The sequence below is a fragment of the Methylobacterium sp. Gmos3 genome, from assembly GCF_056430985.1.
The window spans coordinates 49365-74236 of record NZ_JBWJYL010000014.1 but is presented as its reverse complement, the minus strand read 5'-3'; the positions used below and the strand labels follow the sequence as shown (position 1 = coordinate 74236).

The following is a 24872-nucleotide window of genomic DNA, read 5'->3' as shown; positions in this document are numbered from 1 at the left end:
ACGTTCCCACGCGTTACTCACCCGTCCGCCGCTGACACCCGAAGATGCCCGCTCGACTTGCATGTGTTAAGCCTGCCGCCAGCGTTCGCTCTGAGCCAGGATCAAACTCTCACGTTAAAGAGATTGATCTCAGCTGATCACAACATTTGACGAAGACTCACAAACGTTTCGGATGTTTCCATCCGAGGTTGTGAGTACGAAACGTTGGACAGCTTAGTCTCTTATCGACCTAGCTTTCGCCAGGTCCGCAAGGACAAACGCCGTCCGCGTTTCTCTTTCTCAGATTTACTTTTCAAAGAGCGCCGCTCGTTTCAGCGAGCGATTTAGTCTCTAACAACTTCAAACCGACTTGGCAAGTGCCTTGTTTGCTTGTCTTTGTCTTGGAAAGTCTGCCCTGGCGGCTCGCGATTGCTTGCTGGCCGCGTCGGGAGGCGGTCGTATAGGCTGGCGCGATTGGGCTGTCAATCGCGTTCGCGAGGGCCACCGACAAAAATCTCAGCCGGCTCACCGAGCGCGAGAGGCGTGCTCCTTCGTCAATGGAGCATTCACGCCTGCGCAGTCTTTGCGGTGGGAAACGACCCGGTGGCGGTCCCATCGACAGCAAAGATCGTGCAAGTACAAAGACTTCGCGCCATCGCATGGCGGCGCGGGCGGTTACGAACGCAGACGAGGCTGACCGGCAGGCAGGTGCCCGATGATCGTCGTCCCCTTCATGGCCCTGTGCTTCAGCGTGCCGGTGGCGATGTGCCTCTGCCTTCTGTGGCAGGCGGCGACCGGCCATTCGGACCTTGCCCTGATGCCGCGGGAAGCCGCGATCCTCGCGGCCTCGACCGCCCTGATCAGCCTTGCCCTGGCCCTCCTCACACGGCTGCGCCGTCGCTGACGCAACCCTGCCCTGTCTTCACGGATGCGCGGACTGAGGATCCATCGCCACCGTGACATGGAGGTGGGTCGGGTCGTGTTGGATCAGCGGCAGCGGGTGGACGGTGACAGCCTGGGCGGCCTCGCCCTTATGGATGAGGTCGGTCCCGCGATGCTCAGGTCGGCCACCGAACGTATAACGCGCGCGATAGGATGTCAGAGGTTGCCGCGCGGCTTCCAGATGCGCGCTGCGATGGCCGTCTGGGCGGTCAAGGCGGCGTGGAGAGCCGGGTCGGCATCCCGTCGCCCGTCGCGGATCGCGCGGACGAGCCCGTCCGCATCGTCCGTCCCGAGCAGATCGGCCTCGGCGGCGGCGAGCCCATCCCCCTCCCCGATCTCACGGGCCGCGATGCCCAGCGCGTTCGCCACCATCAGCGCCACGTAGCGCGGGCGGCCGGTGAGGCCGGGCACGACCTCCTCGGCGAGCGCCCGGCGGGCGGCCTCGATCAGGTCGGCGCCGGAAGGGTCGTCACGCATCGGAAAGGCTCCGTGGCCAGGCGGCGGGGGCGGTGGCGGCGAGGATCGCCTGCTCCAGTTCCGGCACCATCCGCCCGGTGAGGGCGAGTTCGAGGGAGAATTCCCGACCCGAGACGTGGCGCGCCCCCTGCTCCAGGGCGATCACCGCCCAGCGCAGATGCGCCATCACCTCCCAATAGGCGACGCGCTGCCGGTCCACCGGCTGCCCGCCCCCGGCGATGTAGCCGCGCTCGAACGCCTCGCGGGAGCCGATGCCCCCCGCCTCCTTGTCGAGCCGGCCGAAGCGCCAGCAGGCGGCGCAGAACCAGCCGAGATCCTGGGCCGGATCGCCCCAGCCGGCGAATTCCCAATCGAGGATGGCGGTCAGCCCCGTCTCATCGACCAAGTAATTGCCGGTGCGGAAGTCCCGGTGGACGAGGGCCGGCGCCGGGCAGGACGGCGCGGCGGCCTCGGCCCAGCGCAGGCCCCATTCGATGGCCGGGCGCTTGGCGCCGATCCCGTCGAGGTTTTCGCGCAGGCGCGCGATCTCGGCGCGGGCCGGGTCCGGCTCGGGCGGGCCGATGAAGGCGAGCGTCGGCGGCGGGTCCTGGCGCGGATCGAGGACGCCGTGGATCTTGGCGAGTTCGCGCCCGAGGTCTTCGGCGAGGGCTTCGCGGTCGCCGCCGAGGGTGAGGTCCTTGGCGATGCGCGGCCCGAGGCCCACGCCCGGCACCAACCCCATCAGGGCGAAGGGCGCGCCGATCACCCCCGCATCGTCGCAGAAGCCGACCGGCTCGGGCACGCGCACCCCCGCCGCGTGGGCGGCTTCGAGCAGGCGGAACTCCTCCCGCCGGGAGCGGCTGGAGGCGATGGTGGCGGGCGCGTCCCGGCGCAGGACGAACTCCCGCACCCCCTCCCCGCTCCGGCAGCGGATCAGGCGGTTTTCCTGGATCGAGCCGCCGCCGAGGGGGCGGCTCTCCTCGATCCGCAGATCCGGCACGCCGAGATGCGCGGCGATCCAGGCGGTGAGCCTCGTCTCGTCCATGCTCACAGCCCCGAGACGAGGTGGCCGCCATCGACGGCGAGGACCGAGCCGGTCATGTACGATCCGGCCTGCGAGGCGAGGAGCAGGAGCGCCCCGTCGAGTTCGCCGGCCTCGCCCAGGCGGCGCTGCGGCACGCGCTTGATGAGGGCCTTGCCGGGCTCGGAATCGAAGAACGCGGCGTTCAGTTCGGTGCGCACGTAGCCTGGCGCCAAGGCGTTCACGCGGATGCCGTGGCGCGCCCATTCCAGGGCGAGGCTCTTGGTCAATTGGATCACGGCGGCCTTCGAGGCGGCGTAGGACGCGAGGCCCCCCGCGACCCGCAGGCCGAGGATCGAGGCGACGTTGACGATGCTGCCCCCCTGTCCCGCCGCGACCATGCGCTTGGCGGTGGCCTGGGCGACGAGGAACACGCCCTTCAGGTTGGTATCGAGCACCCCGTCCCATTCGGCTTCCGAGAGGTCGAGTGCCGGGGTCGTGGTGGTGACGCCCGCGTTGTTCACGAGCACCGACACCGGGCCAAAGCGCGCCTCTGCTTGAGTCAGAGCCGCCTCGATGCTCGCCCGGTCGGTGACGTCCATCACGACGGCCTGGGCCTGCCCGCCCCGCGCCTCGACGGCGGCGACGGTCTCGGCCAGCGCCTCCGCGCGGCGGGCGCCGAGGGAGAGGGTCGCCCCGGTCGTCGCCAGCATGGCGGCGAAGTGGCGCCCGAGCCCGCTCGATGCGCCGGTCACGAGGATGTGCCGGCCGGTCAGGTCGAAGATGCCGCTCATGCTCGCCTCACTGCACGCGCTCGAAGGCGACGGCGATGCCCTGGCCGCCGCCGATGCACATGGTGGCGAGACCGTAGCGGCCGCCGATGCGGGCGAGTTCGTAGAGGGTCTTCACGGCGATGATCGCCCCGCTGGCGCCGATGGGGTGGCCCAGCGCGATGGCGCCGCCGTTGGGGTTCACCTTGTCCGGGTCGAGGTCGAGGGCGCGGGACACCGCGCAGGCCTGGGCGGCGAAGGCCTCGTTCGACTCGATGACGTCGAAGTCCGAGGCGCGCAGGCCGGTGCGCGCGAACAGCCGCGTCACGGCCGGGACCGGGCCCATCCCCATCTCGGACGGATCGACGCCGGCATGGGCGTAGCCGACGATGCGGGCGAGCGGCGCCCTACCCTCGCGGGCGGCCTTGTCGGCGCTCATCAGGACGAGGGCGGCGGCGCCGTCGTTGAGGCCCGAGGCGTTGCCGGCGGTGACGCTGCCGTCCTTGGCGAAGGCCGGGCGGAGCTTGGCGAGGTCGTCGCGGCTCGTGGCCTTGGGGTGCTCGTCGGTGTCGAAGGGCACCGTCTCGCGCTTGCGCTGGACCGGAATCGCCAGGATTTGTTCGCGGAACCGGCCCTCGGCGATGGCCCGGGCCGCGCGGGCCTGGCTCTGTTCGGCGAAGGCGTCCTGATCCTCGCGGGAGATGCCGTAGCGGCTCGCGATGTTCTCGGCGGTGACACCCATATGGCCGTTGCCAAACGGGTCGGAGAGCGCGCCGGTCATGTAGTCGACGGCGGTGATGTCGCCCATCTTCTGGCCGAACCGGGCCGCCGACAGGAGGTGTGGCGACCGGCTCATGCTCTCCGCGCCGCCCGCGAGCGCGGCGTCCGCATCGCCCAGCATCACGGATTGGGCGGCCGAGACGATGGCCTGCAAGCCGCTGCCGCAGAGGCGGTTCACCGTCATCGCCGGCACATCCTGCGGGATGCCGCCCTCCATCGCCGCGACGCGGGCGATGTAGGCGTCGCGCGGGGTCGTGGGGATGACGTGGCCGAAGACCACGTGGCCGATCTCCTCACCCTTGGTCCCGGAGCGCTTGAGCGCCTCGGTTACGCATCGGGCGGCGAGTTCGGAGGGCGGGATCGCCGCCAGCGACCCGCCGAAGGTGCCGATGGCCGTGCGCACGGCCCCGGTGATGACCACGTCCGTCATGGCGACCATTCCCTTTGTTACGCGCCCACATCCCAGGTCCAGAAGGCGTCGCCCTCGACCTCGAGGTTGCGGTTCAGCACCATCTTGTGGACCTCGTCGGCCCCGTCCACGAGCCGCGCCTGCCTTGCGTAGCGGTAGATCCATTCGAGCGGCGTATCCGTGGAATAGCCTCGCGCGCCGTTGATCTGGATCGCCGTGTCGGCCGCCGCGTGCAGGAGGTTCGCCACATGGACCTTCGCCATGGAGACCTCCTTGCGGGCGAAGCTGCCCCGGTCCAGCGCCCAGGCCGCCTTGGCCACGAGGAGCCGGCCGATCTCGATGCGCATGGCGAGGTCGCCTAGCATCAACTGGATGCTCTCCCGGTCGGCCAGTCGGATGCCGAAGCCGTGCCGCTCGGCGGCGTAGGCGCGGGCGATCTCGACGCAGCGCTTCGACAGGCCGAGCCAGCGCATGCAATGGGTCAGGCGTGCCGGGCCGAGGCGGATCTGCGTGAGCTTGAGCCCGTCGCCCTCGTTCATCAGCACGTCGCGCGCGGGGATTTCCAGCCCCTCGAAGGCGATCTCGCAATGGCCGCCGTGCTCCTCCGGCCCCATGATCCCGATGCGCCGGACGATGTGCCAGCCGGGGCTGTCCCGGTGGAACAGGAAGGCGGTGAGGCCCTTGCGGGCATCGTCGGAGGTCCGCGCCATCAGGATGAAGTGGGCCGCGTCCTCCGCACCTGTGATGTACCACTTGCGGCCGGTGACGACGTAGGTGTCCCCCCGCCGCTCGGCGCGGGTCTGGATCATGCCGGGGTCGGAGCCGCCGCCGGGATGGGGCTCCGTCATCGCGAAGGCGGAGCGGACCTCGCCGCGCACGATCGGATCGAGCCAGCGCGCCTTCTGCTCGGGGGTGGCGACCTTCTCCAGCACCATCATGTTGCCGTCGTCGGGGGCGGCGGAGTTGAACACCACCGGCCCGAAGATCGAGCGGTTCATCGCCTCGTAGCAGACCGCCATGCCGACCTTGTCGAGGCCCGCCCCGCCGGTCTCTGGCTTCAATTGAAGGCACCACAGGCCCTCGGCGCGGGCGAGGCCGCGCAGGCGCTCCAGCTCCGGCAGGGCGATGTTGCCGTGGCCGTCATAGGCGGCCTTGTCCCGCTCCACGGGGAAGATGTGGGTGTCGACGAAGGCCGCGATGCGCGCGCGGTAATCCTCGACGCGCGGGGAGATCGTGAAATCCATGATGGTCCCGTTGTGAGGCCCCTGCCCGTATGATGTGGGGCATATCCCCCGTTGGGAAGGGCCGAAGCCTGACAGATCCGGGCCTCACGGTTTCCGGGGGCGGGAGGGTCGTGTAGGGGTCGGGCCTCCTCCTTCCTCCCCGGACAAGGCATGCAGGCGGTCCTGAACGCGGCGCTGCCGATCTTCGCGCTGATCCTTCTCGGCTTCCTGTGCGGGCGGTTCGGCGTCTTCACCCGCGAGGCGACCGACAACATCAACCGCTTCGCGATCTATCTCGCCCTGCCGGCGCTGATCTTCACCACCATGGCGCGGATCACGCCGGCCGAGATCGGGCAGTTCGGCTTCTCGGCGGCCTTCGCCCTCGGCATCGCGGCGACCTTCGCCCTCGCCTACGGCCTCGGGCGGCGGCGGGGCGGCTCGGTCGCGGATGCCAGCATCGAGGGGCTGGATGCGGGCTACAGCAATGTCGGCTTCATGGGCATTCCGCTCTGCCTGCTGGTGTTCGGGCCGGAGGGCCTGCCGGCGGCGGTGATCGCCACCCTGTTCACCGCCTGCGTGCTGTTCCTCACCGCCATCGTGATGGTGGAGTTCGACCTGCGGCGGGGCGTCGACCGGCGCAGCACCGTGAAGCGGGTGCTGCTCTCGCTGCTGCGCAACCCGCTCTTCCTCGCGCCCATCGCCGGGCTCGCGGTGGGGCTGACCGGCTTGGCCGTGCCCCTGCCCCTCGACACCTCCGCCAAGCTCCTCGGCGGCGCGGCCTCGCCCTGCGCGCTGATCTGCATCGGCCTGTTCCTGGCGCAGGAGAGAGGCGTGGCGGGGGACCGAAAGCTGATCTGGCTCCTCGTCGGGCTGAAGCTCGTCGTGCATCCGGCGCTGACGGCCCTCCTCGTCTATTACGTGTTCCCCGTGCCGCCCCTCTGGGCGCGGGCGGCGGTGCTGCTCAGCGCCCTGCCCATCGGCTCGGGGCCCTTCACCCTCGCCAAGCTCTACGGGTTGCAGGCGGGCGTCACCTCAGGGGCGATCCTCGTCTCGCACCTCGTTTCGGTCTTCACTGTCTCGGCGCTGGTGGCGTGGCTCGGCTGAGGCCGGTTCACGGGCCGGGCCGGGGCAGGTATGGGATGTGTTCGCACGGAGACCGGGACAACCCGGCTCCGGCCCCGCACAGGGCTTTGGGAGGATGGCGATGGATATCGCGGCGGTGGAAGCTGCGGGCGTGGGCGATCATGGGATCGGCCTGGACGGCCCGCCCCTGCGGGCGCGGGGGTGGCTGACACGCCTCGACACCGCCATCGGCTGGCTCGTCGAGATCCCCGCCGCCCTCCTCGTGCTCGCCGAGATCGGCGTGCTGCTCGCCGGCGTCGTCAGCCGCTACGTCTTCCACGAGCCGCTGATCTGGTCGGACGAGCTCGCCGGCATCCTCTTCCTCTGGCTCGCCATGCTCGGCGCCGTCGTCGCCTTCCGCCGGGCCGAGCACATGCGCATGACCGCGCTGGTCGCCATGGGCGGACCCCGCACCCGCGCCTTCCTCGAGACGCTGGCCCTCGTCGCCGGCCTCGTCTTCGTCAGCCTCGTCCTCCACCCGGCCTACGAGTTCGCCGGGGAGGAGGCCTTCGTCCAGACGCCCGCGCTGGAACTCAACAACGCGTGGCGCGCCGCCGCCCTGCCCATCGGCTTCGGGCTGATGCTCCTCATCGCCCTCATCCGCCTCGCCGAGACCGCCGACTGGAAGGTCACGCTCGCCGCGCTGGCCACCGGCCTCGGGCTCGCCGGGGCGCTCGTGGCCGTGCAGCCGCTCCTGCCGGGGCTCGGCAACCTCAACCTGCTGCTGTTCTTCGTCCTCGGGGTGGGGATGCTGGTCTTCTCCGGCGTGCCCATCGCCTTCGCCTTCGGCCTGTCCACCTTCGCCTACGTGACGCTCACCACCGACGCCCCCTCCATGGTGGTGGTCGGGCGGATGGACGAGGGCATGAGCCACCTGATCCTGCTCGCGGTGCCGCTGTTCGTGTTCCTCGGCCTCTTGATCGAGATGACCGGCATGGCGAAAGCCATGGTCGGGTTCCTGGCGAGCCTGCTCGGGCATGTGCGCGGTGGCCTGCACTTCGTGCTGGTGGGGGCGATGTACCTCGTCTCGGGCATCTCCGGCTCGAAGGCCGCCGACATGGCCGCCGTCGCCCCCGTGCTGTTCCCGGAGATGAAGGCGCGCGGCGCCAGGGAGGGCGACCTCGTGGCGCTGCTCGCCGCGACCGGCGCGCAGACCGAGACGATCCCGCCCTCCATCGTGCTGATCACCATCGGCTCGGTGACGGGGGTGTCGATCACCGCGCTGTTCACCGGCGGGCTGCTGCCCGGCGTGGTGCTGGCGGTGACGCTGTGCGCGCTGGTCTGGTGGCGCTACCGGGGCGAGGACCTGAGCCACGTGGCCCGCCCCTCGCGGGCGGTGATCGGCCGGGCGTTCCTCGTGGCGCTGCCGGCGCTCGCCCTGCCCTTCGTGATCCGCTACGCGGTGGTGGAGGGCATCGCCACGGCGACCGAGGTCTCGACCATCGGCATCGTCTACGCGACGCTGGCGGGGTTGCTGATCTACCGGCAGTTCTCGTGGCGCCGGCTGTATCCGATGCTGGTGACGACGGCGGCGCTGTCGGGGGCGATCCTGCTGATCATCGGCGCGGCGACCGGCATGGCCTGGGCGCTGACGCAATCGGGCTTCTCGCAGACCCTGGCGGTGGCGATGAAGAGCCTGCCGGGCGGGTCGCTCGGGTTCCTGCTGGTCTCGGCGGCGGCGTTCATCGTGCTCGGCTCGGTGCTGGAGGGCATCCCGGCGGTGGTGCTGTTCGGGCCGTTGCTGTTTCCCATCGCGCGGTCGGTGGGGGTGCACGAGGTGCATTATGCGATGGTGGTGATCCTGGCGATGGGCGTCGGGCTGTTCGCCCCGCCCTTTGGCGTCGGCTACTACGCCGCCTGCGCGATCAGCCGGATCCACCCCGACGCGGGGATGCGGCCCATCGTCGGCTACATCCTGGCGCTGCTCGTCGGCCTGCTCGCCATCATCCTCGTCCCCTGGTTCTCCATCGGGTTCCTGTGAGGGGCTATCGCCCCTTGTTTTCTTCCAAGGCACTGATCTCGATCACGAACTTCCGCCGCATCGCCCGCGAGAAATCGCCGTAGCCCGCCGCCGCCAGGAGGAACGAGGTCGGCCCGCCGACCACATGGGCGCGGTACCATTGTTCGAGGCTCGTCCGGTCCTGCGGCAGTGGGGTCGGGCGCAGGCCGTAGCCGGGAGCCCGGTAGGCGCCCGCGCCGACCACGTCGTTCTCCCCCGGCACGAGGATCGGCAGCCCGTTGATTGTCGCGCCGAGCGCCAGGACGTCCCTGCGCTCGGCCTCCATCGTGTCGGGGTCGGTGCAATTGTCGATTCCGTCCCCGGACACGTCCACGACGATCCGGTCGGCCGGCAATGGCATGGCCGGGATTACGCTGGCTGCCACGGTGCGGAACATCTGCCCGATGCAGGTGAACTCCCCCGCCTGACGGGGCGTCGCGCGCACGGCGGCGGCGGCGGCGGAGGCCTCCGCTCTGTTGGTGATGCGCCGCCACGGCACCGGCATCCCCGCCCGGTCGGCCCAGGTCACCATGGCGAACAGGATGCCGCCGGCATTGCCGGTGATCGCCGCCAGCACGCCCGGATCCTCCAGCGCTTCGGCGATGCCCTCCATCTGAAGCTTGAACCGGGCGTCGTCCACCGATTGCGACACGTCCACGGAGACGATGAGCGCGGTGGCCACAGATTCGGCCGCCCGCGCCGGAGCGGATCCGGCGAGGAGGGCGGCGAGGGCCGCGCAGGCGATCCGCCGGCTCATGCCTTTTCCGTCATGCGCACGGCGCACCCGGGATGCCCCGCGACGAGGGCGCTCCCGCGCTCCCGGCCGAGCACCATGCAGGCGGTGGACAGCCCGTCCGCCATCAGCCCCGTCGGGGCCGTCACCGTGACCGCGGCAAGCCCGCGCGGCGAGAAGCCGGTGGCCGGATCGAAGATGTGGTGGTCGGTGAAGTCTGCCGAGAAGGCCATGTTGTAATCGCCCGAGGTCGCCGCGAAGCCGGTGAACGGGGTGATCACCGCCGCGACCTCGCCCTTCCGGCGCGGGTCCGCGAGGCCGAGGCGCCAGGGCGAGCCGTCCGCGTGGGTGCCGGCGGCGCCGAACTCGCCCGTATCCACGAAGGCATCCGCGATCCCCCGCGCGCGCAGCGCGGCCATCACGACATCGGCCGCGTAGCCCTGCACCACGGCGTTGAGCGTCACTTCGGTCCCCGGTTCCAGCACGACCGCCTCCGGCGACAGGCGCACCCGCCGCCAGCCGACCCGGGCAAGGCATTGCCTCACCGCATGCGCGTCTGGCCGCCCTCCCCCCTCGGCCGCCCGCGACCAGAGTGGCCAGAGCGGCTGCACGGTCGGATCGAAGGCGCCGCCGGTCGTCTCGGCGAGATCGAGGGCGAAGGCGAGCATCGCAGCGAGATGCGCGGGCGGCGCGTCGAGCCGGCCCTCGCGGTTGAGGCGGGACAGGGCGCTGTCCGGCCGGAACAGGCTCGCTTGGTGCTCCACCGCGCGCATCGCGGCGATGCCCTCGGTGAGCGCCGCCTCCAAACCTTCGGGATCGGGGCCGGCGGCGGTGAGGGCGAAGGTGGTGCCGAAGGCGAGCCCGGCCCGGCTGCGCGCGACGAGCCCCCCGGCGGCGGCACGAGCGCGAAACCCCGCGACCCCGGCGGCGGCGAGGCCGCAGGCGCCGAGCACGGCCCGGCGGCGCGTGACGCGGACGCTCATCGAACCGCCTCCACCGGACGCGGCACGATCCGCTTGGCGTGACGGCGGGCCACCACCTGCGGCACGCATTGGCCGGGATCGTGGATGATCGTCACGCAATCCATGCACTGGAAGCACTCGGGATAATCGATCCGCCCGTCCCGCGCGATGGCGCCGTAGCGGCAGCGGACCTTGCAGAGCTGGCAGGGCGTTCCGCATTCCGCGCGGCGGGGGATCCAATCCAGGATCCGCAGGCGCCCGCCGACCGCGAGCGCCGCGCCGAGCGGGCAGAGATAGCGGCAGAATCCCTTGTAGACGAAGAGGTTGAGCGCCAGCAGCCCGACCGCGTAGGCCACGAAGGGCCAGTTTCGCAGGAAGGACAGGGTGATCGCCGTCTTGAACGGCTCGATTTCGGCCATGGCGTCGGCGGCGGGCGAGTTCAGGGCGGTCGCCGCGAGAAGGCCGGCGAGCACGGCGTATTTCGCCTTGCGCACGTGCCGGTCGAGGTTCGGCGGCACGGTGAATTGGCGGAGTCTCAAGGGCCGCGCCAGCCACGCGACGAGCTCCTGCATCGCCCCGAACGGGCAGAGCCAGCCGCAGAACGTCCCCCTGCCCCACAGGACGAGGCTCGCCAGCGCGAACGCCCACAGCACCAGCGAGGGCGGATCGTAGAGCAGGAAGGCGAAATCGTGGGTGCGGAGCGCCGCCCGCACCAGCCCCATCAGGGTCACGATGGAGAGCTGCGCCTGCGCCGCGTAGCCCACGAACCCCACCGTGACGGCAAGGAACACGAGGCGGAAGGCCGGGAAGCGCGTCGCATCCGCCACGAGCCCTTTCTGCCGCGCCAGGACCGGCACGAGGATCGCCAGCATCGCCCCGATCCCCACGAGCGTGGGCACGCGGGCGCGCCAGGATTCCGTCCAGTCGGCGCCCTCCTGCGCGGCGACGCGCACGAACAGGTCCGCGGGCAGCCTCGTCTCCACCCCGAACTCGCGGGCGATTTTTTCGGAGAGGATCTGCCCGCGTTCGCGCACGATCTTCTCGGTGAGGGTGAAGGGCGCCGAAGGGTCGAACCCGGCGGCGGAGTCGATCCGCAGGATGGTCCAGTCGCCGGCCGGCAAGCCCCGGTCGAGCCCGGCGCCGCGCCGCTCCACCGCCATGTCGCGGGCGTTGACCACGAGGCCGCCCTGCGAGACCGCCAGGCGCTCCGGCACGGAGCCGAGCACGAAGGTCTCGCCCAGCGGGTTCTCGGCGGCGTCGGCGGGGCCGGCGCTCAGCACCATCAGCGCGTGGTTGCCGGGGCCGAGTTCGCGCATCAGCGCCTCGAACCGCGCCGGCCCGAGGAGGTTGCGGCCGATCATCGGCACGTCGAGCAGGGCCACGGTGAGGTCGGTGAGCACGTCCTCCGGCGCGCCCTCCCCCGCCTCCTCGACGCCCGTGCCCCGGAAGGCCTTCGACACCTGCGCCCGCGTGACGGTGAGCCGCGTGACGAAGCCCCGCGCCAGCAGCGCGTCGAGGGTCAGCGGCTCGTACAGATCGGGCTTCGCCTCGACCCGCAGGCCGAGATTGGCGGCGCCGAAGCCGAGCTTGCCCCGCGCCACCGCCAGCGCCGAGGCGAGGATGGATTGGTTGATCGTGCGCGTCGAGGCCGTCGCCATGGCGATGCCGTCCACCGTGCTCTGCGGCGCGGCGCCCGAGGCGCGGGCATTGGGCCGCCCCACACGGATCGGCTGGCGGGCGGACAGGCCGACATATTGCTCGACGAAGGCGAAGAGCGGCTCCGAACCGAGGCCTTCGAGGAAGACCGGCTCCTTGTGCGAGAGCACCTTCACATCGCGAAAGGTGCCGTCCGGGGCGAGCGCGATCAGCAGATCGGGCGGGGTTCCGCCGAAGCCGGGGATCGGCGCGAAATCGACGGATTCGAAGGCGTAGGCGAAGACCTCGTAGGAGCCCGCCTGCTGCTTGAGGATCGGCCAGACCGGAAGCGCGTCGTCCTTCTCCCCGACGACGAGCGGTGGCGGGAAATGCCGGGCGATCCCCGCCCGGTCGAGTTCGCCGGCCGAGGCGCGGCCGGAGAACCACGCGATCACGAGGATCGCCATGAGCATGGCCATCCATCCGGTGCGCCAAACGCCGGACACCCGCATCCGCTGCCGTCTCCGGGACGGCGCCGCGCCGCCCCCCGCGTTTCCTCGATCGTTGGCGCCACGATAGGGCGCGCGCGCCTCGCCTCGATATTGGACCAAAGGCCAGGGGCGCCGATCGCGCGCCGCCATCTGCCGCGTTTCAGTCGAACCGTCCAGATCGAAGAATTACCAATCGGAGGTTGTTGTCTGACGGTATATCCAACTATTGGTATGTATTTCTATGTTTTAAATATGCAACATCGGATTTTTCAAGCGGATCTACAGGCTTTTTAGTTTTAGAATCAGAGATCGATGCGCTTAGCTCTCGGTCGCCGGATGCTTGCCCGCGGTTCGAGTTCACGAACGCGGCGGCGCCCGGCAACGGCATTCGCATGGCGCCGCTCGCGAAGGGGCACAAGCGTCGATGTCTTTGGCAGCCATGGTCGTGACCGTCTGAAGTCTTCGTTCTCCGTCATGAAATGCGGATTTCGAGCTTCTCGGCGGCCGAGGGATTGGAGAAAGTGATGAGTCATCTGAAGACTTGGCTGCTCGGCTCAGCCGCAGCCATGGCCTCCGTCGGCGCCGCCCAGGCCGCCGACCTGCCGGTGAAGAAGGCGACCCCCGTCGAGTTCGTGCGCGTCTGCTCGGCCTACGGCGCCGGCTTCTTCTACATCCCCGGCACCGACACCTGCCTGCGTCTCTCGGGCCGCGCCCGCTTCGAGGCCGGCTATCAGCCGACCTACTCGCGCCAGAACGGCGTCGGCGACACCACCGGCTACCGTGGCCTCGCCCGCATCAACCTCGATGCCCGCACCCAGACCGGCTACGGCACCCTGCGCGCCTTCACCCGTCTCGAAGTCGCCTCGCGCTCCGGCGGCCCGTACGGCGGCGGCACCTCCGGCACGCAGCAGCGCGTCGGCAACGCCTTCCCCGGCCTCGGCACCGACCAGTTCGGCCGCGACCAGACCTACGTGAACGCGGACAAGGCCTTCATCCAGTTCGCCGGCCTCACCGCCGGTCGCGCCTCCTCGTTCTTCGACTTCTACGCCCACGACTTCGAGTTCACGGGCGCCACCGGTGGTTCGGACGTCGCTTCGACCAACCTGATCGCCTACACCGCGACCCTGGGTAGCGGCCTCTCGGCAACGGTGTCGGTGGAAGATCCGACCGCCCGCCGCAGCCCGATCTTCTCTCCGGTCAGCACCTCGGCCACTGTCGCCAACGGCTCGGTCGCCAATTTCGGCCTCACCGCGCTGCCCGCGCCTGTTCTGGTCCATACCGCTTCGGGCGGCTCTGCCGTGAGTTCGGTCGACGTGATCGAGCGTAACCGGACGCCGGACTTCGTCGGGGCCCTCCGCCTCGATCAGCCCTGGGGTTCGGCTCAGGTCTCGGCCGCTTCGCACGAGCTGAACGTCGGCAACCTCGCTGCGACCCCGCCGGCCGGTGGCGTGAGCGGGCCGGCCCACACCAGCAGCACCCTCGGCTACGCGGTGCAGGGCGGCGTCAAGGTCAACACGCCCTTCATCGCCCCGGGCGATGCGCTGTACCTGCAGGGCGCCTATGGCTCCGGTGCCCAGTCGTACACGGGCTACTGCGCCTATTCCGGCTGCTACGCGCAGACCGCCGCGACCATCCAGGGTCAGAAGTTCCAGCAGTACTTCAACGACGCGACGATCAACCCGTACACGGGCGCGCTCCAGAAGTCGGACAGCTACACCGTCTCGGCGGCCTACCTGCACTACTGGGCGCCTGAGTGGCGTTCGGCGCTGTTCGGTTCGTACGGCGAGATGTCGTTCACGAACGCGGCGCGCTCGGCTCAGGGAGCGATCTTCAGCACCGTCAACGGCACGGGCAATGCCTACGGCTCTTCCGCCGTCGGCGTACCCGGCACGCGCTTCTACAAGCTGAGCCAGGCGCTTCGCGACAACTACCAGTTCGTCGCCGGCGCCAACATCATCTGGTCGCCCGTCAAGGATCTCGATATCGGTCTCGAAGGCTTGTACACGCAGATCGGCATGAAGAGCGGCCGCGTGATCGACACCGACAAGGATCCGACCGCGTACTCCGCTGCTCGCATCGCCACCATCAATGCCGGCGGCGCCGTGAAGACCACCAGCAGCGACTCGGTGCAGCAGATCCGCATCCGTGTTCAGCGCGACTTCTAATCCGACGACATGACCATCGCCGCCCGCTCCTGCGGGCGGCGATGCCTTTTCTACGCTGTCCGATTCACCGTCGTCATTGCGAGCGGAGCGAAGCAATCCAGTGTGGCGGGCGGTCGGAGACGATGGCGGCTTCCTGGATGGCTTCGCTCCGCTCGCAATGACGAGGGACACGGTATGAGCCGGGTTTCCCCCGGAAATGCGCTCGTGGCTCGCTTGGTCGCGTCGTTCCGCCCGCGATGATGGTCGGGAGGTCGGGGTTCACCCTTCGAGAATCCGCGATCAGGCCGCGGGGAAGCCGCCGTTGCTCTTGTCGAAGTCGAGATAGGCGGTCTCGATCACGATCTGCGTCCGGCTGATCACTTCGAGCTTGCGCAGGATCTCGGAGACGTGCGCCTTCACGGTGGAGTCGCCGACCTGCAATTCGTGGGCGATCTGCTTGTTCAGCTTGCCCTGGCGGATCATCATCAGAACCCGCATCTGCTGCGGCGTCAGGCGGGCGACGCGCTCGGCGAGCGGTGACTTTCGACTCGGAGCCGGTTCCGGCGCCCCCGCAAGGTCGGGAGGCGTGAACAGAGCGCCGTTCATCACCTCGGAAATGGCCCGCGTGAGGGTCGCCTTGTCGACCGCCTTGGGCACGAAGCCGGAGGCGCCGCGCTGAAGCGCCTCGCGCATGATGCGCGGATCCTCTAGCCCCGAGACGATCAGCACGGGAACGCGCGGGAAGCGCACACGAATCGTGACCAGCCCGTCAAAGCCGGAGACGCCCTGCATCGAGAGATCGAGGAGGATCAGGTCGATGCCGGCCTCGCGGCCCAGCACCTCGCAGGCGCTGCGGATCCCGTCGGCCTCGTGCAGGGCGGCATCGGGAAAGGCGAGGGTGATGGCGCTGGCCAGCGCCTCGCGGAAGAGCGGATGGTCATCGACGATCAGCAACTGCATCCCGGCCACCCCACACTGCGCCCCCTCGCCTTGGGCGGCGAGAACCATAGCGCCGGTCGCGGCGCGGACAGAAGCGGAAGGCGTATCGGCTTCCGGCGAGGGCGTCAGCATGGGTCTCGTCGCGATCATGCCGGGGGTGGAGGTCGTCGGGTCTCGTCCCCGGCCGGCATAGAGTCCGGCCGGGGCGCTGAGTCGGGCGGGACCGGGGAGCGATCCCGCCGCTGGCGTCGTCTTAGCGCGACGCGACCTTCTTCGGCAGCTTGAACGCCCAGAAGCTTCCGCCCTGGTTGATGCCGGCCGTGGACTTGGCGACCTCGCCGCCCCACAGCGGCACCGCGCCGCCCCAGCCGGCGGTGACGCCGACCCATTGCTCGCCGTCCTGCTCCCAGGTGATCGGGGAGGACACGACGCCCGTGCCGACCTGGAACTTCCACAGTTCCTCGCCGGTCTTGGCGTCGAAGGCCTTCACGAAGCCCTCGGGCGTGCCGGTGAAGACGAGGCCGCCGGCGGTGGTGAGGATGCCGGCCCAGAGCGGTGCCTTGTTCTTGTATTCCCACACGGTCTTGCCGGAGACCGGGTCGATCGCCTTCAGCGAACCGATATGGTCCTCGAAGATCGGCTTGATGGTGAAGCCGGCGCCGAGATAGGCCGCGCCCTTCTTGTAGTTCACCGGCTCGTTCCAGATATCCATGCCCCATTCGTTGGAGGGCACGTAGAACAGCTTGGTGTCGGGGTTGTAGCCGATCGGCATCCAGTTCTTGCCGCCGAGGAAGCTCGGCACCGCGAACACGGACTTGCCCTTCTTGTCATCGCCGGTGGCCTGGGTCGGGTCGCCGGGGCGGTTCTCGGGGATGTAGATCGGGCGGCCATCCTTATCGATGCCGCTCGCCCAGTTGATCTTGTTCACGAACGGCGTGGCCGAGATGAATTTCCCGTTGGTCCGGTCCAGCACGTAGAAGAAGCCGTTCCGGTCGGCGGTGCCGCCGGCCTTGATGGTCTTGCCGTCCTTCTGCATGTCGAACGGCACGAACTCGTTCACGCCGTCGAAGTCCCAGCCGTCGTGCGGCGTGGTCTGGAAGCCCCACACGATCTCGCCGTTGTCGGGGTTGATGGCGAGGCGCGAGGCCGACCACTTGTTGTCGCCCGGACGCAGCCACGAGTTCCACGGGCCCGGGTTGCCGGTGCCGACGTAGATCAGGTTGAGTTCGGGGTCATAGGTGCCGCCAAGCCAGGTGGCGCCGCCGCCGAACTTCCACATGTCGCCGGGCCAGGTCTCGTTGGTCTTGCCCGTCATCGTGGAGGGCTTGCCGTTCAGCTCGCCCATATGGCCCTCGATGACGGGGCGCTTCCACACGATCTCGCCGGTCTCGGCGTCGCGGGCCTCGATGCGGCCGACCACACCGAACTCGCCGCCCGACACGCCGGTGATGATCTTGCCCTTCACGATCATCGGCGCGGCGGTGTAGCTGTAGCCGGACTTGAAGTCGTCGATGTCCTTGCGCCATGCGACCTTGCCGGTCTTGGTGTTCAGCGCCACCAGCTTGGCATCGAGGGTGCCGAAATAGATGTTGTCCTTGTAGAGGGCGGCGCCGCGGTTCACGACGTCACAGCAGGGCAGGATGCCCTCCGGCAGGCGGGCGTTGTATTCCCACTTCTTCTCACCAGTGTGCGAATCGATGGCGTAGAGCCGCGAATAGGAGCCGGTGACGTAGATCGTGCCGTCCTTCACGAGCGCCTGGCTCTCCTGGCCGCGCTGCTTCTCGCCGCCGAAGGAGAAGGACCACGCCGGGACGAGGGTCTTCACGGTCTCCTTGTCGATGGCCTTGAGCGGGCTGTAGCGCTGGCCCTTCGGCCCGAGCCCGTAGGTGACGACGTCGCCGGGGGTCTTGGCGTCGTTGATGATGTCCTGCTCGGTCACCCCGCCGCCCGAGGCGGCCGCGGCCTTCTCCGGCTCCTTGGCCGAAGCCGACAGGCTTGCCGCGCCTGCGGCCAGGGCGGCGAGCCCGACCGCCGCGAGAAACTGCGTGCGCATTCTCATGACATCTCCTCCGGTGAATTCCGTTGGCCGATGGGGTTCGGACCCCTTTTGATGGCCGGCCTTCCGCGACGATCAGATTATGATGAGTCTCTGCGCCAAGTTATTGGCCATAAGTATAATCTTAGAGGTCGTATCCAACCATAAAGATGGAGTATCGGCAAAAGACATGCTTGTTCCCGTTGCCGAACGGCGCCGGGTTCAAGCATTCGGCAATGGAATGCCGCCGGTCAGTATCCGGTCGGCGGTTCGTAGCTCACGCCATGCTTGGCGAAGATGCTCTTCATCGTGCCGTTATCGATCATCGCGGTCATCGCATCGCCGACCGCATAGCCGAGATCGCGCGAATCACTCTTCACCGCGCCGCAGAGTTCCCACGAGGTCTTGATCGGCCCGGCGAGCTTCACCTGCGTGATGCCGATGCCGTCCATGGCGGTGCCGGAGCCGGCGAGCGCCCCCTCGATCTCGGAGCGGGTGCCCGCCAGGATCGGCGCATCCCCGGCGAGGAAGGCCTTCGCCGCCTCATCGAAGCTCTTGAAGTGCTTCAGGTTCTTGCGAAGCTGGCCGCCATTGGCGGTGAGCAGCATCGCGTCGGAGGCGCTGTTGCCCTCCACGTCGATGGGCGTGTCGCCGACATCGCCGAGGGTCTCGAAATCCTCCGTCGTGCCTTTTCGCCAGGCCAGGGTGAGGCGCTGCTGCAGGTAGGGACGCGTGGTGAAGACCTGTTCGTTGCGCTGGGCGAAGATGCGGTCGGCCGGCACGTGCAGCATCACGTCCGAGAGGGCCGAGCCCGCGAGGTCGCCGCGCCACAGGGCGAGGCGCAGGTCGCCGTCCGAATTCTCGCCGGCATCCACGAGGCGCAGGTCGAGCTTCAGCTTCAGCGCGTCCGCGAGTGCCTGGGCGATGTCGACCTCGATGCCCGTGGGCTTCCCGTCCCTCAGTGCGGAGAAGGGGGCGTTGTCGTCGTAGAGCGCGACCCGCAGGGTGCCGTCCGCGCGCACGGCGTCGAGGGGACGGGAGAAGGCGGGCGCGGTCGCCAGCAGCCAGGAAGCCGCCAGCAGCAGGGAGCGTCGTCGCAGGGAGCGGGTCATCCGGCCGCGCTCAATTGTCGACGTGCTGGGATTCGATGTAGCTGCGGATGGCCCACAGGCCTTCCTGCGAGATCACTCCCGCGAAGACCGGCATCTTGGTCATGCCGTCGATGATCGCGCCGTGGGTGACGCGCTCCTTGAACCACTCGTCGCCCTCCTTGCCCTTCTCCAGGTAGCGGAGGTCGGGGGCGAGGCCGCCGGAGATCACTTCGAGGCCGTGGCAGCGGGCGCAATTCTGGTTGTAGGCGGAGGAGCCGATCTTCACCGCGTGCGCGTTGTCGCGATAGGGGTTCTCGTCGCGCCACGTGTCGCCGAGGGGCGGCAGGCCGTCCGTGTTGACCGGCTGGGGCTGCACGTCCCCGTGGCCGAAAACGGCGCCGCTCGACACCAGGAGCGCGGCCAGCATGCCGCCCGCGAGCGCAAGCCTTCTCGACATCGTTTCCCTCCGTAGCGGCCATCGGCCGTCATCCGCCGTCCGTTCGGGCGGCTGTTTGAAGGAAGGCTATCAAGACGGGGCACACGAACCCATTGTGCTTTGGTCCAAGGGCTGACTTCCAAGAGTTGACTTGCAGCTACGCAAACCATGTCGAGCCCACACCTTGGTCCTATTTCCCCAGGCGAATGCCGGCTCTATGCCAGGATTCAACAACGATCCGACGGGTGGAAACGAGAACAGCCGGATGCGGACGGCGACCGAGGCCTGGAGCCGGGGACGGAGACTTGCGCGCTGGAGCGCCGGGCTCCTCGCGGCCGGCCTCCTGGCCATGCAAGTGGCGCTTGCAGCCGAGCCGGTAGGCGTCGCCTATCTCGAGCGGCGGATCGAGCGGCCGAACCCCCTGAACAACGAGGATCCGGTTCCCGCCGACGAGGGGCTGAAGGGCGCCGAACTCGGCCTGCGCGACGCGAACGCCACGGGGCGGTTCGTCGGCCTCTCCCTCTCCCTGGCGAGCAAGGTGGTGGAGCCCGGCGGCGACATCCGCGCCGCCCTGGCCGAACTGCTTGCCGGCAAGGACCGGCCGAAATTCGTGGTGGTCAACGCCCCCGCCGCCGACCTCCTTTCCCTGGCCGACGCCCCCGAGGCGAAGGACCTCGTGCTCCTCAATGTCGGCGCCACCGACACCGCCCTGCGCGATGCCGAGTGCCGCAAGCGGGTGCTGCACGTCATCCCCTCGCGGGCGATGCTGACGGATGCCCTCGTCCAGTTGCTGGTGTTCAAGCGCTGGACGCGCATCCTCCTCGTTTCCGGGCCGGACACGGCGGACGGGCTCTACGCGGAATCCCTGAAGCGCAGCGCCCGGAAGTTCGGGGCGCGGGTCGTCGCGGAGACGAAGTTCGACGCGCGGGGCGCGGATCTGCGCGACAGCGCGCTGCGGGAATTCGCCCTCGCCACGCGCGGGCCCGAGCACGACGTGGTCGCGGTGGCCGACGAGGCGGGCGAGTTCGGCACGAACCTCGTCTACAACACCGAATCCCCGCGCCCGGTGGTGGGCACGCAGGGCCTCTCCCCCGCCGCCTGGGGCCGGGCGGTGGAGGCCTGGGCCGCCGCGCAATTGCAGCAGCGGTTCCGCAAGCTCGCCGGGCGGACCATGAGCCCCGTCGATTGGGCGGGCTGGATGGCCGTCCACGCGGTGGGCGAGGCGGCGGTAAAGCTCAGATCCGCCGATCCGGCCGCCATCGCCGCGCTGATGCTCGATCCCGCCTTCGAGGTCGGCGGCTTCAAGGGGCGGGCGCTCAGCTTCCGCGCCTGGAACGGGCAGTTGCGGCAGCCCCTCTACCTGCTCTGGCCCGGGGCGGTGGTCGGCACGGCGCCGGTCGAGGGTTTCCTCCACCGCGCCACCGAACTCGACACGCTGGGTCTCGACCGGCCCGAGAGCGCCTGCAAGGCCTTCGGAGGATGACATGATCGGACAGCGTCATCGCGAGCGCAGCGAAGCGACCCAGGGCAGCGGGACGTTTCAGGCCGCCGCGCGACTGGATTGCTTCGCTCTGCTCGCAATGACGGCGATGGCGCTTCTTCTCACCATCGCGCCCGCACGGGCCGCCGAGATCTACGTCACCAACGAGCGCGACAACACGGTCTCGGTGATCGACACCGGGACCTACGCGGTGACGCGCACCTTCCCCGTGGGCCGGCGCCCGCGCGGCGTGGTGTTCTCGAAGGACGGTACGCGCCTCTTCGTCTGCGCCAGCGATTCCGATTCCGTGCAAGTCATCGACCCCGACAGCGGCAAGCTCCTCACCGACCTGCCCTCCGGCGAGGACCCGGAGCAATTCGCCCTCTCGCCCGACGGGCGCACCCTGTTCATCGCCAACGAGAACAACGCCACGACGACGGTGGTCGATGTCGAAACCAAGCATGTGAAGGCGCAGATCGACGTCGGCATCGAGCCCGAGGGCATGGCCGTCAGCCCGGACGGCCGGATCGCGGTGACGACCTCCGAAACCACGAACATGGTCCACTGGATCGACGTGGCGACGCTCACCGCCATCGATGCGACGCAGGTGGACCAGCGCCCGCGCCACGCGGAATTCTCGAAGGACGGCAAGACCCTGTGGGTCTCCTCCGAGATCGGCGGCACGGTCGCCGTCATTGATGTGGCGACCCGCAAGGTGGTGAAGACGATCCCCTTCGAGATCAAGGGCGTCGCCTCGGACCGGATCCAGCCGGTGGGGATCGGCCTCACCGACGACGGGCGCCTCGCCTTCGTGGCGCTGGGTCCCTCCGACCGGGTGGCGGTGGTGGATGCCAAGACCTTCGAGGTGAAGAGCTACATCCTCGTCGGGCGGCGGGTCTGGCACATCGCGATCAATCCGGAACAGGACAGGCTCGTCACCACGAACGGCGTCTCGGGGGACGTGACCGTGATCGACGTGCCCTCGCTCAAGGCGATCAAGACGGTGAAGGTCGGGCGCTTCCCCTGGGGGGCCGCCATCCGCCCCTCCCCCGCGCGCGGCGAGGCCGAAGCCGGGAAATGACCGGGCGGCGATGGGGCGGGACGGACGGATGGCGCGGTTTGCCACAATCCCCGTTGCGGACATATAGTTCCTCCCACGAGGGCCGCCGGGTGAGAGCGGCCCCGAGCGGGAGTGGCGCCGTGATCGATGGAACGCGGATGCGTTCGCATCTCTGCGGGATCCAGTCTGCCTGGACCGAGGCGTCCGACGTGCGCGAGGCCGTGGCCTCCGTCGCGGCGTTGCTCGACCGTGAGCCGATCGGCCACCTGCTCGTCTTCTTCTCGCCCGCCTACGACGCGGGGGATCTCGTCGCGGCGGTGGGCGCGCATTTCCCCGGCGTGACGCTGCTCGGCTGCAGCTCGTCGGGCGGGATCAGCCCGGCCGGCGCCATCGACCGCGGCCTCGTCGCCATCGCCTTCCCGCGCCAGGGCTTCCGCCTCGTCAGCGACGTGCTCACCCGGATCGATTGCCTGGATGTCGCCCGCACCGCCACCGCCGTGCGCAGCCTGCGCCGGCAGCTCGACCAGATCCGGGTCGCGCCGGTGCCGGGCAGCCAGTTCGCCCTCTCGCTCATCGATGCGCTCTCCAACGCGGAGGAGACGGTGGTCTCGGCCGTGGCCTGGGCCCTCGACGGCATCCCCCTGGTCGGCGGCTCGGCGGGGGACGACCTCGCCTTCGCCGGCACGGTGCTGATCCATGACGGGGCGATCCATACCAACGCGGCGGTGCTGATCCTCGTTGAGACGGATTTCCCGATCCGCATCTTCAAGAGCGACAACTTCGCCCCGACCCAGCGCAAGTTCGTCGTGACCGCCGCCTCCGAGGAGCATCGGCGGGTCTACGAACTCAACGCCGAGCCGGCGGCGCGGGAATACGCCAAGGCGGTGGGGCTCGATCCCGAGCACCTGACGCCGATGAGCTTTGCCGCCTATCCCCTCGCGGTGAAGGTCGGGGGTGAATATTATTGCCGGTCGATCAGCCGGGTGGAGCCGGACGGGTCGCTCACCCTGTTCTGCGCCATCAGCGAGGGCGCGGTGCTGACGCTGGCCGAGCCGCACGACATCGTGGAGGCGACGCGGGCCGAACTCTCCGGCCTGGACGAGACCTTGGGCGGCCTCGACCTCGTGATCGGCTTCGATTGCGTGCTGCGCCGTCTCGATGCCGAGAGCCGGCAATGCCGCCACCGCATCTCGGACCTCTACAGCCGCTACGGCGTGGTCGGGTTCGAGACCTACGGCGAGCAATACCGCTCGATGCACCTGAATCAGACCTTCACCGGCATCGCCATCGGCCGGAACCATCCGGCGTGAGCGGGACGGCCATGGTCGCGGAAGCGGAGGGCGAGAGCCGCGAGGCCCTGGCGCGCCGGATCGAGAAGCTGGAGCGCATCAACGCCGCCCTCATGGCCCATGTCGAGCGGACCATGGACCAGCAGGGCGGGGCCTATGCCCTGTTCCAGACCGCGATCATGCTCGAAGGCCGCGTTCGCTCGCGCACGGAGGAACTGACCTCCCTGATGAAGAGCCTGGAAACCTCGAATTCGGCTTTGCAGGCGGCCAAGGACGAGGCCGAGACCGCCAACCGCTCCAAGACGCGCTTCCTCGCCGCCGCGAGCCACGACCTGCTCCAGCCCCTCAACGCGGCCCGGCTCTCCCTGTCGGCACTGGCCGACCTCGCCCCCGGCCCGGAGGCGCAGACCGTCGCCGGGCAGGTGGAGCGCGGTCTCCAGACCATCGAGGACCTGATCAAGGCCCTCATCGACATCTCGAAGCTCGATGCGGGCGCGGTGCGGCCGGTGATCAAGCCGGTGCGGCTCGCGGATCTCGTGGCGCATATCGAGGCGAGCTTCCGGCCCTTCGCCGAGCGCAAGGGCCTGCGCCTGCTCACCCGCGCCTGCGACGCCGTGGTGGCCACCGACGCGGCGCTGATGCAGCGGATCCTGCAGAACCTCGTCTCCAACGCCGTGCGCTACACGGAATCGGGCGGGGTGCTGATCGGCGTGCGCCGCCGGGGCAGCCTGTGCCGGATCGACGTGGTCGATTCCGGCCGGGGCATCCCGGAGGACGAGCGCGACCTCGTCTTCGAGGAATTCTACCGGGGCACGGGCGACGGCGAGGATGCCGGCGGGCCGGGGCTGGGGCTCGGCCTTTCCATCGTGCAGCGCATGGCCTCGGCCCTGGGCCACCCCATCCATCTGCATTCCCGCGTCGGGCGCGGCACGCGGATGAGCGTCGAGATCCCGCTCGCGCCATCGGCACCGGACGCGCCCGCGCATCCGGTGCCGGTCGCCACGACGCTGACCGGGGCGCGAGTGCTGGTGATCGAGAACGACGCCTCCACCGCCGAGGCGCTGGAACGGCTGCTGCGCGGCTGGGACGCCGAGGTGGAGAGCCACCGTGCCCTCTCCGGCGTGATCGACTCCCTGCGCAACGGGATGAAGCGGCCGGACGTGATGATCATCGATTATCACCTGTCCGACGGGGCCTGCGGCCTCGATGTGGTCGATCACCTGCGGGACGCACGGGGCTGGGTGACGCCGGTCATCGTCGCCACCGCCGATTACGGCGTCGAGGTCGGCCGCCGCGTCGTGGAAGCGCAGGCCGAACTGATGCTGAAGCCGGTGAAGCCGGCGCAGTTGCGGGCGCTCCTGGCCTACCTGCTGGCGTGACACCTTTTCGGCTCGGGGGCTCCGGCCGTCGCCGGCGTCATTGCGAGCGAAGCGAAGCAATCCAGCCGGCGCCGCCCTGTCCGGAAAGGTCGTGCTCTGGATTGCTTCGGCTCCGCCTCGCAATGACGGCGCGTGTTCGATCCGCGGCCCTATCCGGCCCGATACGGACAATTTGAACGAAAGGTCTTACGTAGCCTGTACGCGTCCGTGAGAGGGTATGGGCCTCAGTCGAGGTTCGCCATGATCGAACGCCGCTCGTTACCCCGTACCCGAGTCGATGTCCCTGGGCGCATCTGCCTCGATGAACACCGCTCCCTCTCCTGCCTCGTCTACGACCGCTCGGATGTCGGCGTCCGGGTCACGCTGCCGGAGGCGGATCTGATCCCCGACACCTTCCTGCTCGAGATCGAGCACGCGCCGGCCTTCTACATCTGCCGCCTGGTGTGGCGGAGAGGCGAAGAGATCGGCGCCCAATTGCAGGCGGCCTGAGCCGCCCC

21 protein-coding genes and 1 rRNA gene are annotated in these 24872 nt (G+C 69.3%); 9 read left to right on the top strand and 13 right to left on the bottom strand.

The genetic code is table 11. The features are described 5' to 3' along the window. Nucleotides 1-117, bottom strand: a 16S ribosomal RNA gene (locus ACS5Q7_RS23150); the annotation flags it as partial. 577 nt (nt 118-694) lie between these two features. On the opposite strand from ACS5Q7_RS23150, the gene ACS5Q7_RS23145 reads away from it, so the two are divergent. Next, a complete protein-coding gene (locus ACS5Q7_RS23145) occupies nt 695-883 on the top strand; it encodes a hypothetical protein (protein WP_478341613.1) in 189 nt (62 codons plus the stop codon). A 194-nt stretch (nt 884-1077) separates the two neighbouring features. Here the strand turns inward: ACS5Q7_RS23145 and ACS5Q7_RS23140 are convergent, their stop codons facing one another. From ACS5Q7_RS23140 to ACS5Q7_RS23120, 5 genes are read right to left on the bottom strand one after another with little or no spacing between them, the layout of a single operon-like run. Next, nucleotides 1078-1398: a DUF6285 domain-containing protein gene (locus tag ACS5Q7_RS23140; protein ID WP_478341612.1), complete on the bottom strand. Its 321-nt coding sequence runs from the start codon at nt 1396-1398 to the stop codon at nt 1078-1080. Next, on the bottom strand, nt 1391-2422 hold the full coding sequence (locus ACS5Q7_RS23135; protein WP_478341611.1) for a phosphotransferase family protein: 1032 nt from the start codon (nt 2420-2422) through the stop codon (nt 1391-1393). The genes ACS5Q7_RS23140 and ACS5Q7_RS23135 overlap by 8 nt, the downstream gene beginning before the upstream one ends. A 2-nt stretch (nt 2423-2424) precedes the next feature. Next, nucleotides 2425-3192, bottom strand: a complete 768-nt coding sequence (locus ACS5Q7_RS23130) for an SDR family NAD(P)-dependent oxidoreductase (RefSeq protein ID WP_478341610.1) — start codon at nt 3190-3192, stop codon at nt 2425-2427. A 7-nt stretch (nt 3193-3199) separates the two neighbouring features. Further along, nucleotides 3200-4378, bottom strand: coding sequence for a beta-ketothiolase BktB (gene bktB, locus ACS5Q7_RS23125; protein WP_478341609.1), 1179 nt, complete (start codon nt 4376-4378; stop codon nt 3200-3202). A 17-nt stretch (nt 4379-4395) separates the two neighbouring features. Next, nucleotides 4396-5601 carry an acyl-CoA dehydrogenase family protein gene (locus tag ACS5Q7_RS23120; protein WP_478341608.1) on the bottom strand — a complete coding sequence of 402 codons (1206 nt, stop codon included), beginning with the start codon at nt 5599-5601 and terminating at the stop codon, nt 4396-4398. A gap of 150 nt (nt 5602-5751) precedes the next feature. On the opposite strand from ACS5Q7_RS23120, the gene ACS5Q7_RS23115 reads away from it, so the two are divergent. Both ACS5Q7_RS23115 and ACS5Q7_RS23110 read left to right on the top strand, forming a co-directional pair. After that, complete coding sequence (locus ACS5Q7_RS23115; RefSeq protein ID WP_243951777.1) at nt 5752-6684, top strand: AEC family transporter; 933 nt, start codon at nt 5752-5754, stop codon at nt 6682-6684. Between the two features lie 94 nt (nt 6685-6778). After that, nucleotides 6779-8683, top strand: a complete 1905-nt coding sequence (locus ACS5Q7_RS23110; protein ID WP_478341607.1) for a TRAP transporter large permease — start codon at nt 6779-6781, stop codon at nt 8681-8683. Between the two features lie 4 nt (nt 8684-8687). On the opposite strand, the gene ACS5Q7_RS23105 is transcribed toward ACS5Q7_RS23110, so the two are convergent. Genes ACS5Q7_RS23105 through ACS5Q7_RS23095 form a run of 3 tightly spaced genes read right to left on the bottom strand, consistent with a single transcriptional unit; the run spans nt 8688 to nt 12510 of the window. Beyond that, entirely contained in the window at nt 8688-9458 is a 771-nt protein-coding gene (locus ACS5Q7_RS23105) for a DUF1194 domain-containing protein (RefSeq protein WP_478341606.1), read from the bottom strand. Beyond that, nucleotides 9455-10417, bottom strand: a complete 963-nt coding sequence (locus ACS5Q7_RS23100) for an FAD:protein FMN transferase (protein WP_478341605.1) — start codon at nt 10415-10417, stop codon at nt 9455-9457. The genes ACS5Q7_RS23105 and ACS5Q7_RS23100 overlap by 4 nt, the downstream gene beginning before the upstream one ends. Continuing rightward, nucleotides 10414-12510, bottom strand: coding sequence for a 4Fe-4S binding protein (locus tag ACS5Q7_RS23095; RefSeq protein ID WP_478341618.1), 2097 nt, complete (start codon nt 12508-12510; stop codon nt 10414-10416). The genes ACS5Q7_RS23100 and ACS5Q7_RS23095 overlap by 4 nt, the downstream gene beginning before the upstream one ends. A gap of 536 nt (nt 12511-13046) precedes the next feature. Here ACS5Q7_RS23095 and ACS5Q7_RS23090 point away from each other — a divergent pair. After that, nucleotides 13047-14687 (top strand): porin, encoded by a 1641-nt coding sequence (locus ACS5Q7_RS23090; protein ID WP_478341604.1) that lies wholly within the window; start codon nt 13047-13049, stop codon nt 14685-14687. Nucleotides 14688-14966: 279 nt separating this feature from the next. On the opposite strand, the gene ACS5Q7_RS23085 is transcribed toward ACS5Q7_RS23090, so the two are convergent. From ACS5Q7_RS23085 to pedF, 4 genes are all read right to left on the bottom strand, one after another. Beyond that, entirely contained in the window at nt 14967-15626 is a 660-nt protein-coding gene (locus ACS5Q7_RS23085) for a response regulator (protein ID WP_478341617.1), read from the bottom strand. Nucleotides 15627-15858: 232 nt separating this feature from the next. Then, a complete protein-coding gene (locus ACS5Q7_RS23080; RefSeq protein ID WP_478341603.1) occupies nt 15859-17664 on the bottom strand; it encodes a PQQ-dependent methanol/ethanol family dehydrogenase in 1806 nt (601 codons plus the stop codon). 227 nt (nt 17665-17891) lie between these two features. Further along, the gene (locus tag ACS5Q7_RS23075; protein ID WP_478341602.1) at nt 17892-18752 is read right to left on the bottom strand and encodes a substrate-binding periplasmic protein; all 861 of its coding nucleotides are present in this window, start codon (nt 18750-18752) and stop codon (nt 17892-17894) included. Between the two features lie 10 nt (nt 18753-18762). Then, nucleotides 18763-19188, bottom strand: a complete 426-nt coding sequence (gene pedF / locus ACS5Q7_RS23070; protein ID WP_478341601.1) for a cytochrome c-550 PedF — start codon at nt 19186-19188, stop codon at nt 18763-18765. Nucleotides 19189-19432: 244 nt separating this feature from the next. Between pedF and ACS5Q7_RS23065 the strand changes: the two genes are divergently transcribed. The 5 genes from ACS5Q7_RS23065 to ACS5Q7_RS23045 all read left to right on the top strand — a co-directional run bounded on the left by ACS5Q7_RS23065 (nt 19433) and on the right by ACS5Q7_RS23045 (nt 24864). Continuing rightward, the gene (locus ACS5Q7_RS23065) at nt 19433-20650 is read left to right on the top strand and encodes an ABC transporter substrate-binding protein (protein WP_478341600.1); all 1218 of its coding nucleotides are present in this window, start codon (nt 19433-19435) and stop codon (nt 20648-20650) included. 97 nt (nt 20651-20747) lie between these two features. Beyond that, a complete protein-coding gene (locus ACS5Q7_RS23060; protein WP_478341616.1) occupies nt 20748-21728 on the top strand; it encodes a YVTN family beta-propeller repeat protein in 981 nt (326 codons plus the stop codon). 119 nt (nt 21729-21847) lie between these two features. Next, the gene (locus ACS5Q7_RS23055; RefSeq protein ID WP_478341599.1) at nt 21848-23017 is read left to right on the top strand and encodes an FIST N-terminal domain-containing protein; all 1170 of its coding nucleotides are present in this window, start codon (nt 21848-21850) and stop codon (nt 23015-23017) included. Between the two features lie 11 nt (nt 23018-23028). Beyond that, nucleotides 23029-24375, top strand: a complete 1347-nt coding sequence (locus ACS5Q7_RS23050) for an ATP-binding response regulator (protein WP_478341615.1) — start codon at nt 23029-23031, stop codon at nt 24373-24375. A 240-nt stretch (nt 24376-24615) separates the two neighbouring features. Beyond that, on the top strand, nt 24616-24864 hold the full coding sequence (locus ACS5Q7_RS23045) for a PilZ domain-containing protein (RefSeq protein ID WP_478341598.1): 249 nt from the start codon (nt 24616-24618) through the stop codon (nt 24862-24864). The last annotated feature ends 8 nt before the right edge of the window (nt 24865-24872 follow it).

Bases quoted from the DNA above. Each gene is read 5' to 3' on its own strand.
- ACS5Q7_RS23145 (WP_478341613.1), top strand. From the start codon at position 695: ATGATCGTCGTCCCCTTCATGGCCCTGTGCTTCAGCGTGCCGGTGGCG.
- ACS5Q7_RS23140 (WP_478341612.1), bottom strand. From the start codon at position 1,398: ATGCGTGACGACCCTTCCGGCGCCGACCTGATCGAGGCCGCCCGCCGG.
- ACS5Q7_RS23135 (WP_478341611.1), bottom strand. From the start codon at position 2,422: ATGGACGAGACGAGGCTCACCGCCTGGATCGCCGCGCATCTCGGCGTG.
- ACS5Q7_RS23130 (WP_478341610.1), bottom strand. From the start codon at position 3,192: ATGAGCGGCATCTTCGACCTGACCGGCCGGCACATCCTCGTGACCGGC.
- bktB (WP_478341609.1), bottom strand. From the start codon at position 4,378: ATGACGGACGTGGTCATCACCGGGGCCGTGCGCACGGCCATCGGCACC.
- ACS5Q7_RS23120 (WP_478341608.1), bottom strand. From the start codon at position 5,601: ATGGATTTCACGATCTCCCCGCGCGTCGAGGATTACCGCGCGCGCATC.
- ACS5Q7_RS23115 (WP_243951777.1), top strand. From the start codon at position 5,752: ATGCAGGCGGTCCTGAACGCGGCGCTGCCGATCTTCGCGCTGATCCTT.
- ACS5Q7_RS23110 (WP_478341607.1), top strand. From the start codon at position 6,779: ATGGCGATGGATATCGCGGCGGTGGAAGCTGCGGGCGTGGGCGATCAT.
- ACS5Q7_RS23105 (WP_478341606.1), bottom strand. From the start codon at position 9,458: ATGAGCCGGCGGATCGCCTGCGCGGCCCTCGCCGCCCTCCTCGCCGGA.
- ACS5Q7_RS23100 (WP_478341605.1), bottom strand. From the start codon at position 10,417: ATGAGCGTCCGCGTCACGCGCCGCCGGGCCGTGCTCGGCGCCTGCGGC.
- ACS5Q7_RS23095 (WP_478341618.1), bottom strand. From the start codon at position 12,510: ATGGCCATGCTCATGGCGATCCTCGTGATCGCGTGGTTCTCCGGCCGC.
- ACS5Q7_RS23090 (WP_478341604.1), top strand. From the start codon at position 13,047: ATGAGTCATCTGAAGACTTGGCTGCTCGGCTCAGCCGCAGCCATGGCC.
- ACS5Q7_RS23085 (WP_478341617.1), bottom strand. From the start codon at position 15,626: ATGCAGTTGCTGATCGTCGATGACCATCCGCTCTTCCGCGAGGCGCTG.
- ACS5Q7_RS23080 (WP_478341603.1), bottom strand. From the start codon at position 17,664: ATGAGAATGCGCACGCAGTTTCTCGCGGCGGTCGGGCTCGCCGCCCTG.
- ACS5Q7_RS23075 (WP_478341602.1), bottom strand. From the start codon at position 18,752: ATGACCCGCTCCCTGCGACGACGCTCCCTGCTGCTGGCGGCTTCCTGG.
- pedF (WP_478341601.1), bottom strand. From the start codon at position 19,188: ATGTCGAGAAGGCTTGCGCTCGCGGGCGGCATGCTGGCCGCGCTCCTG.
- ACS5Q7_RS23065 (WP_478341600.1), top strand. From the start codon at position 19,433: ATGCGGACGGCGACCGAGGCCTGGAGCCGGGGACGGAGACTTGCGCGC.
- ACS5Q7_RS23060 (WP_478341616.1), top strand. From the start codon at position 20,748: ATGACGGCGATGGCGCTTCTTCTCACCATCGCGCCCGCACGGGCCGCC.
- ACS5Q7_RS23050 (WP_478341615.1), top strand. From the start codon at position 23,029: ATGGTCGCGGAAGCGGAGGGCGAGAGCCGCGAGGCCCTGGCGCGCCGG.
- ACS5Q7_RS23045 (WP_478341598.1), top strand. From the start codon at position 24,616: ATGATCGAACGCCGCTCGTTACCCCGTACCCGAGTCGATGTCCCTGGG.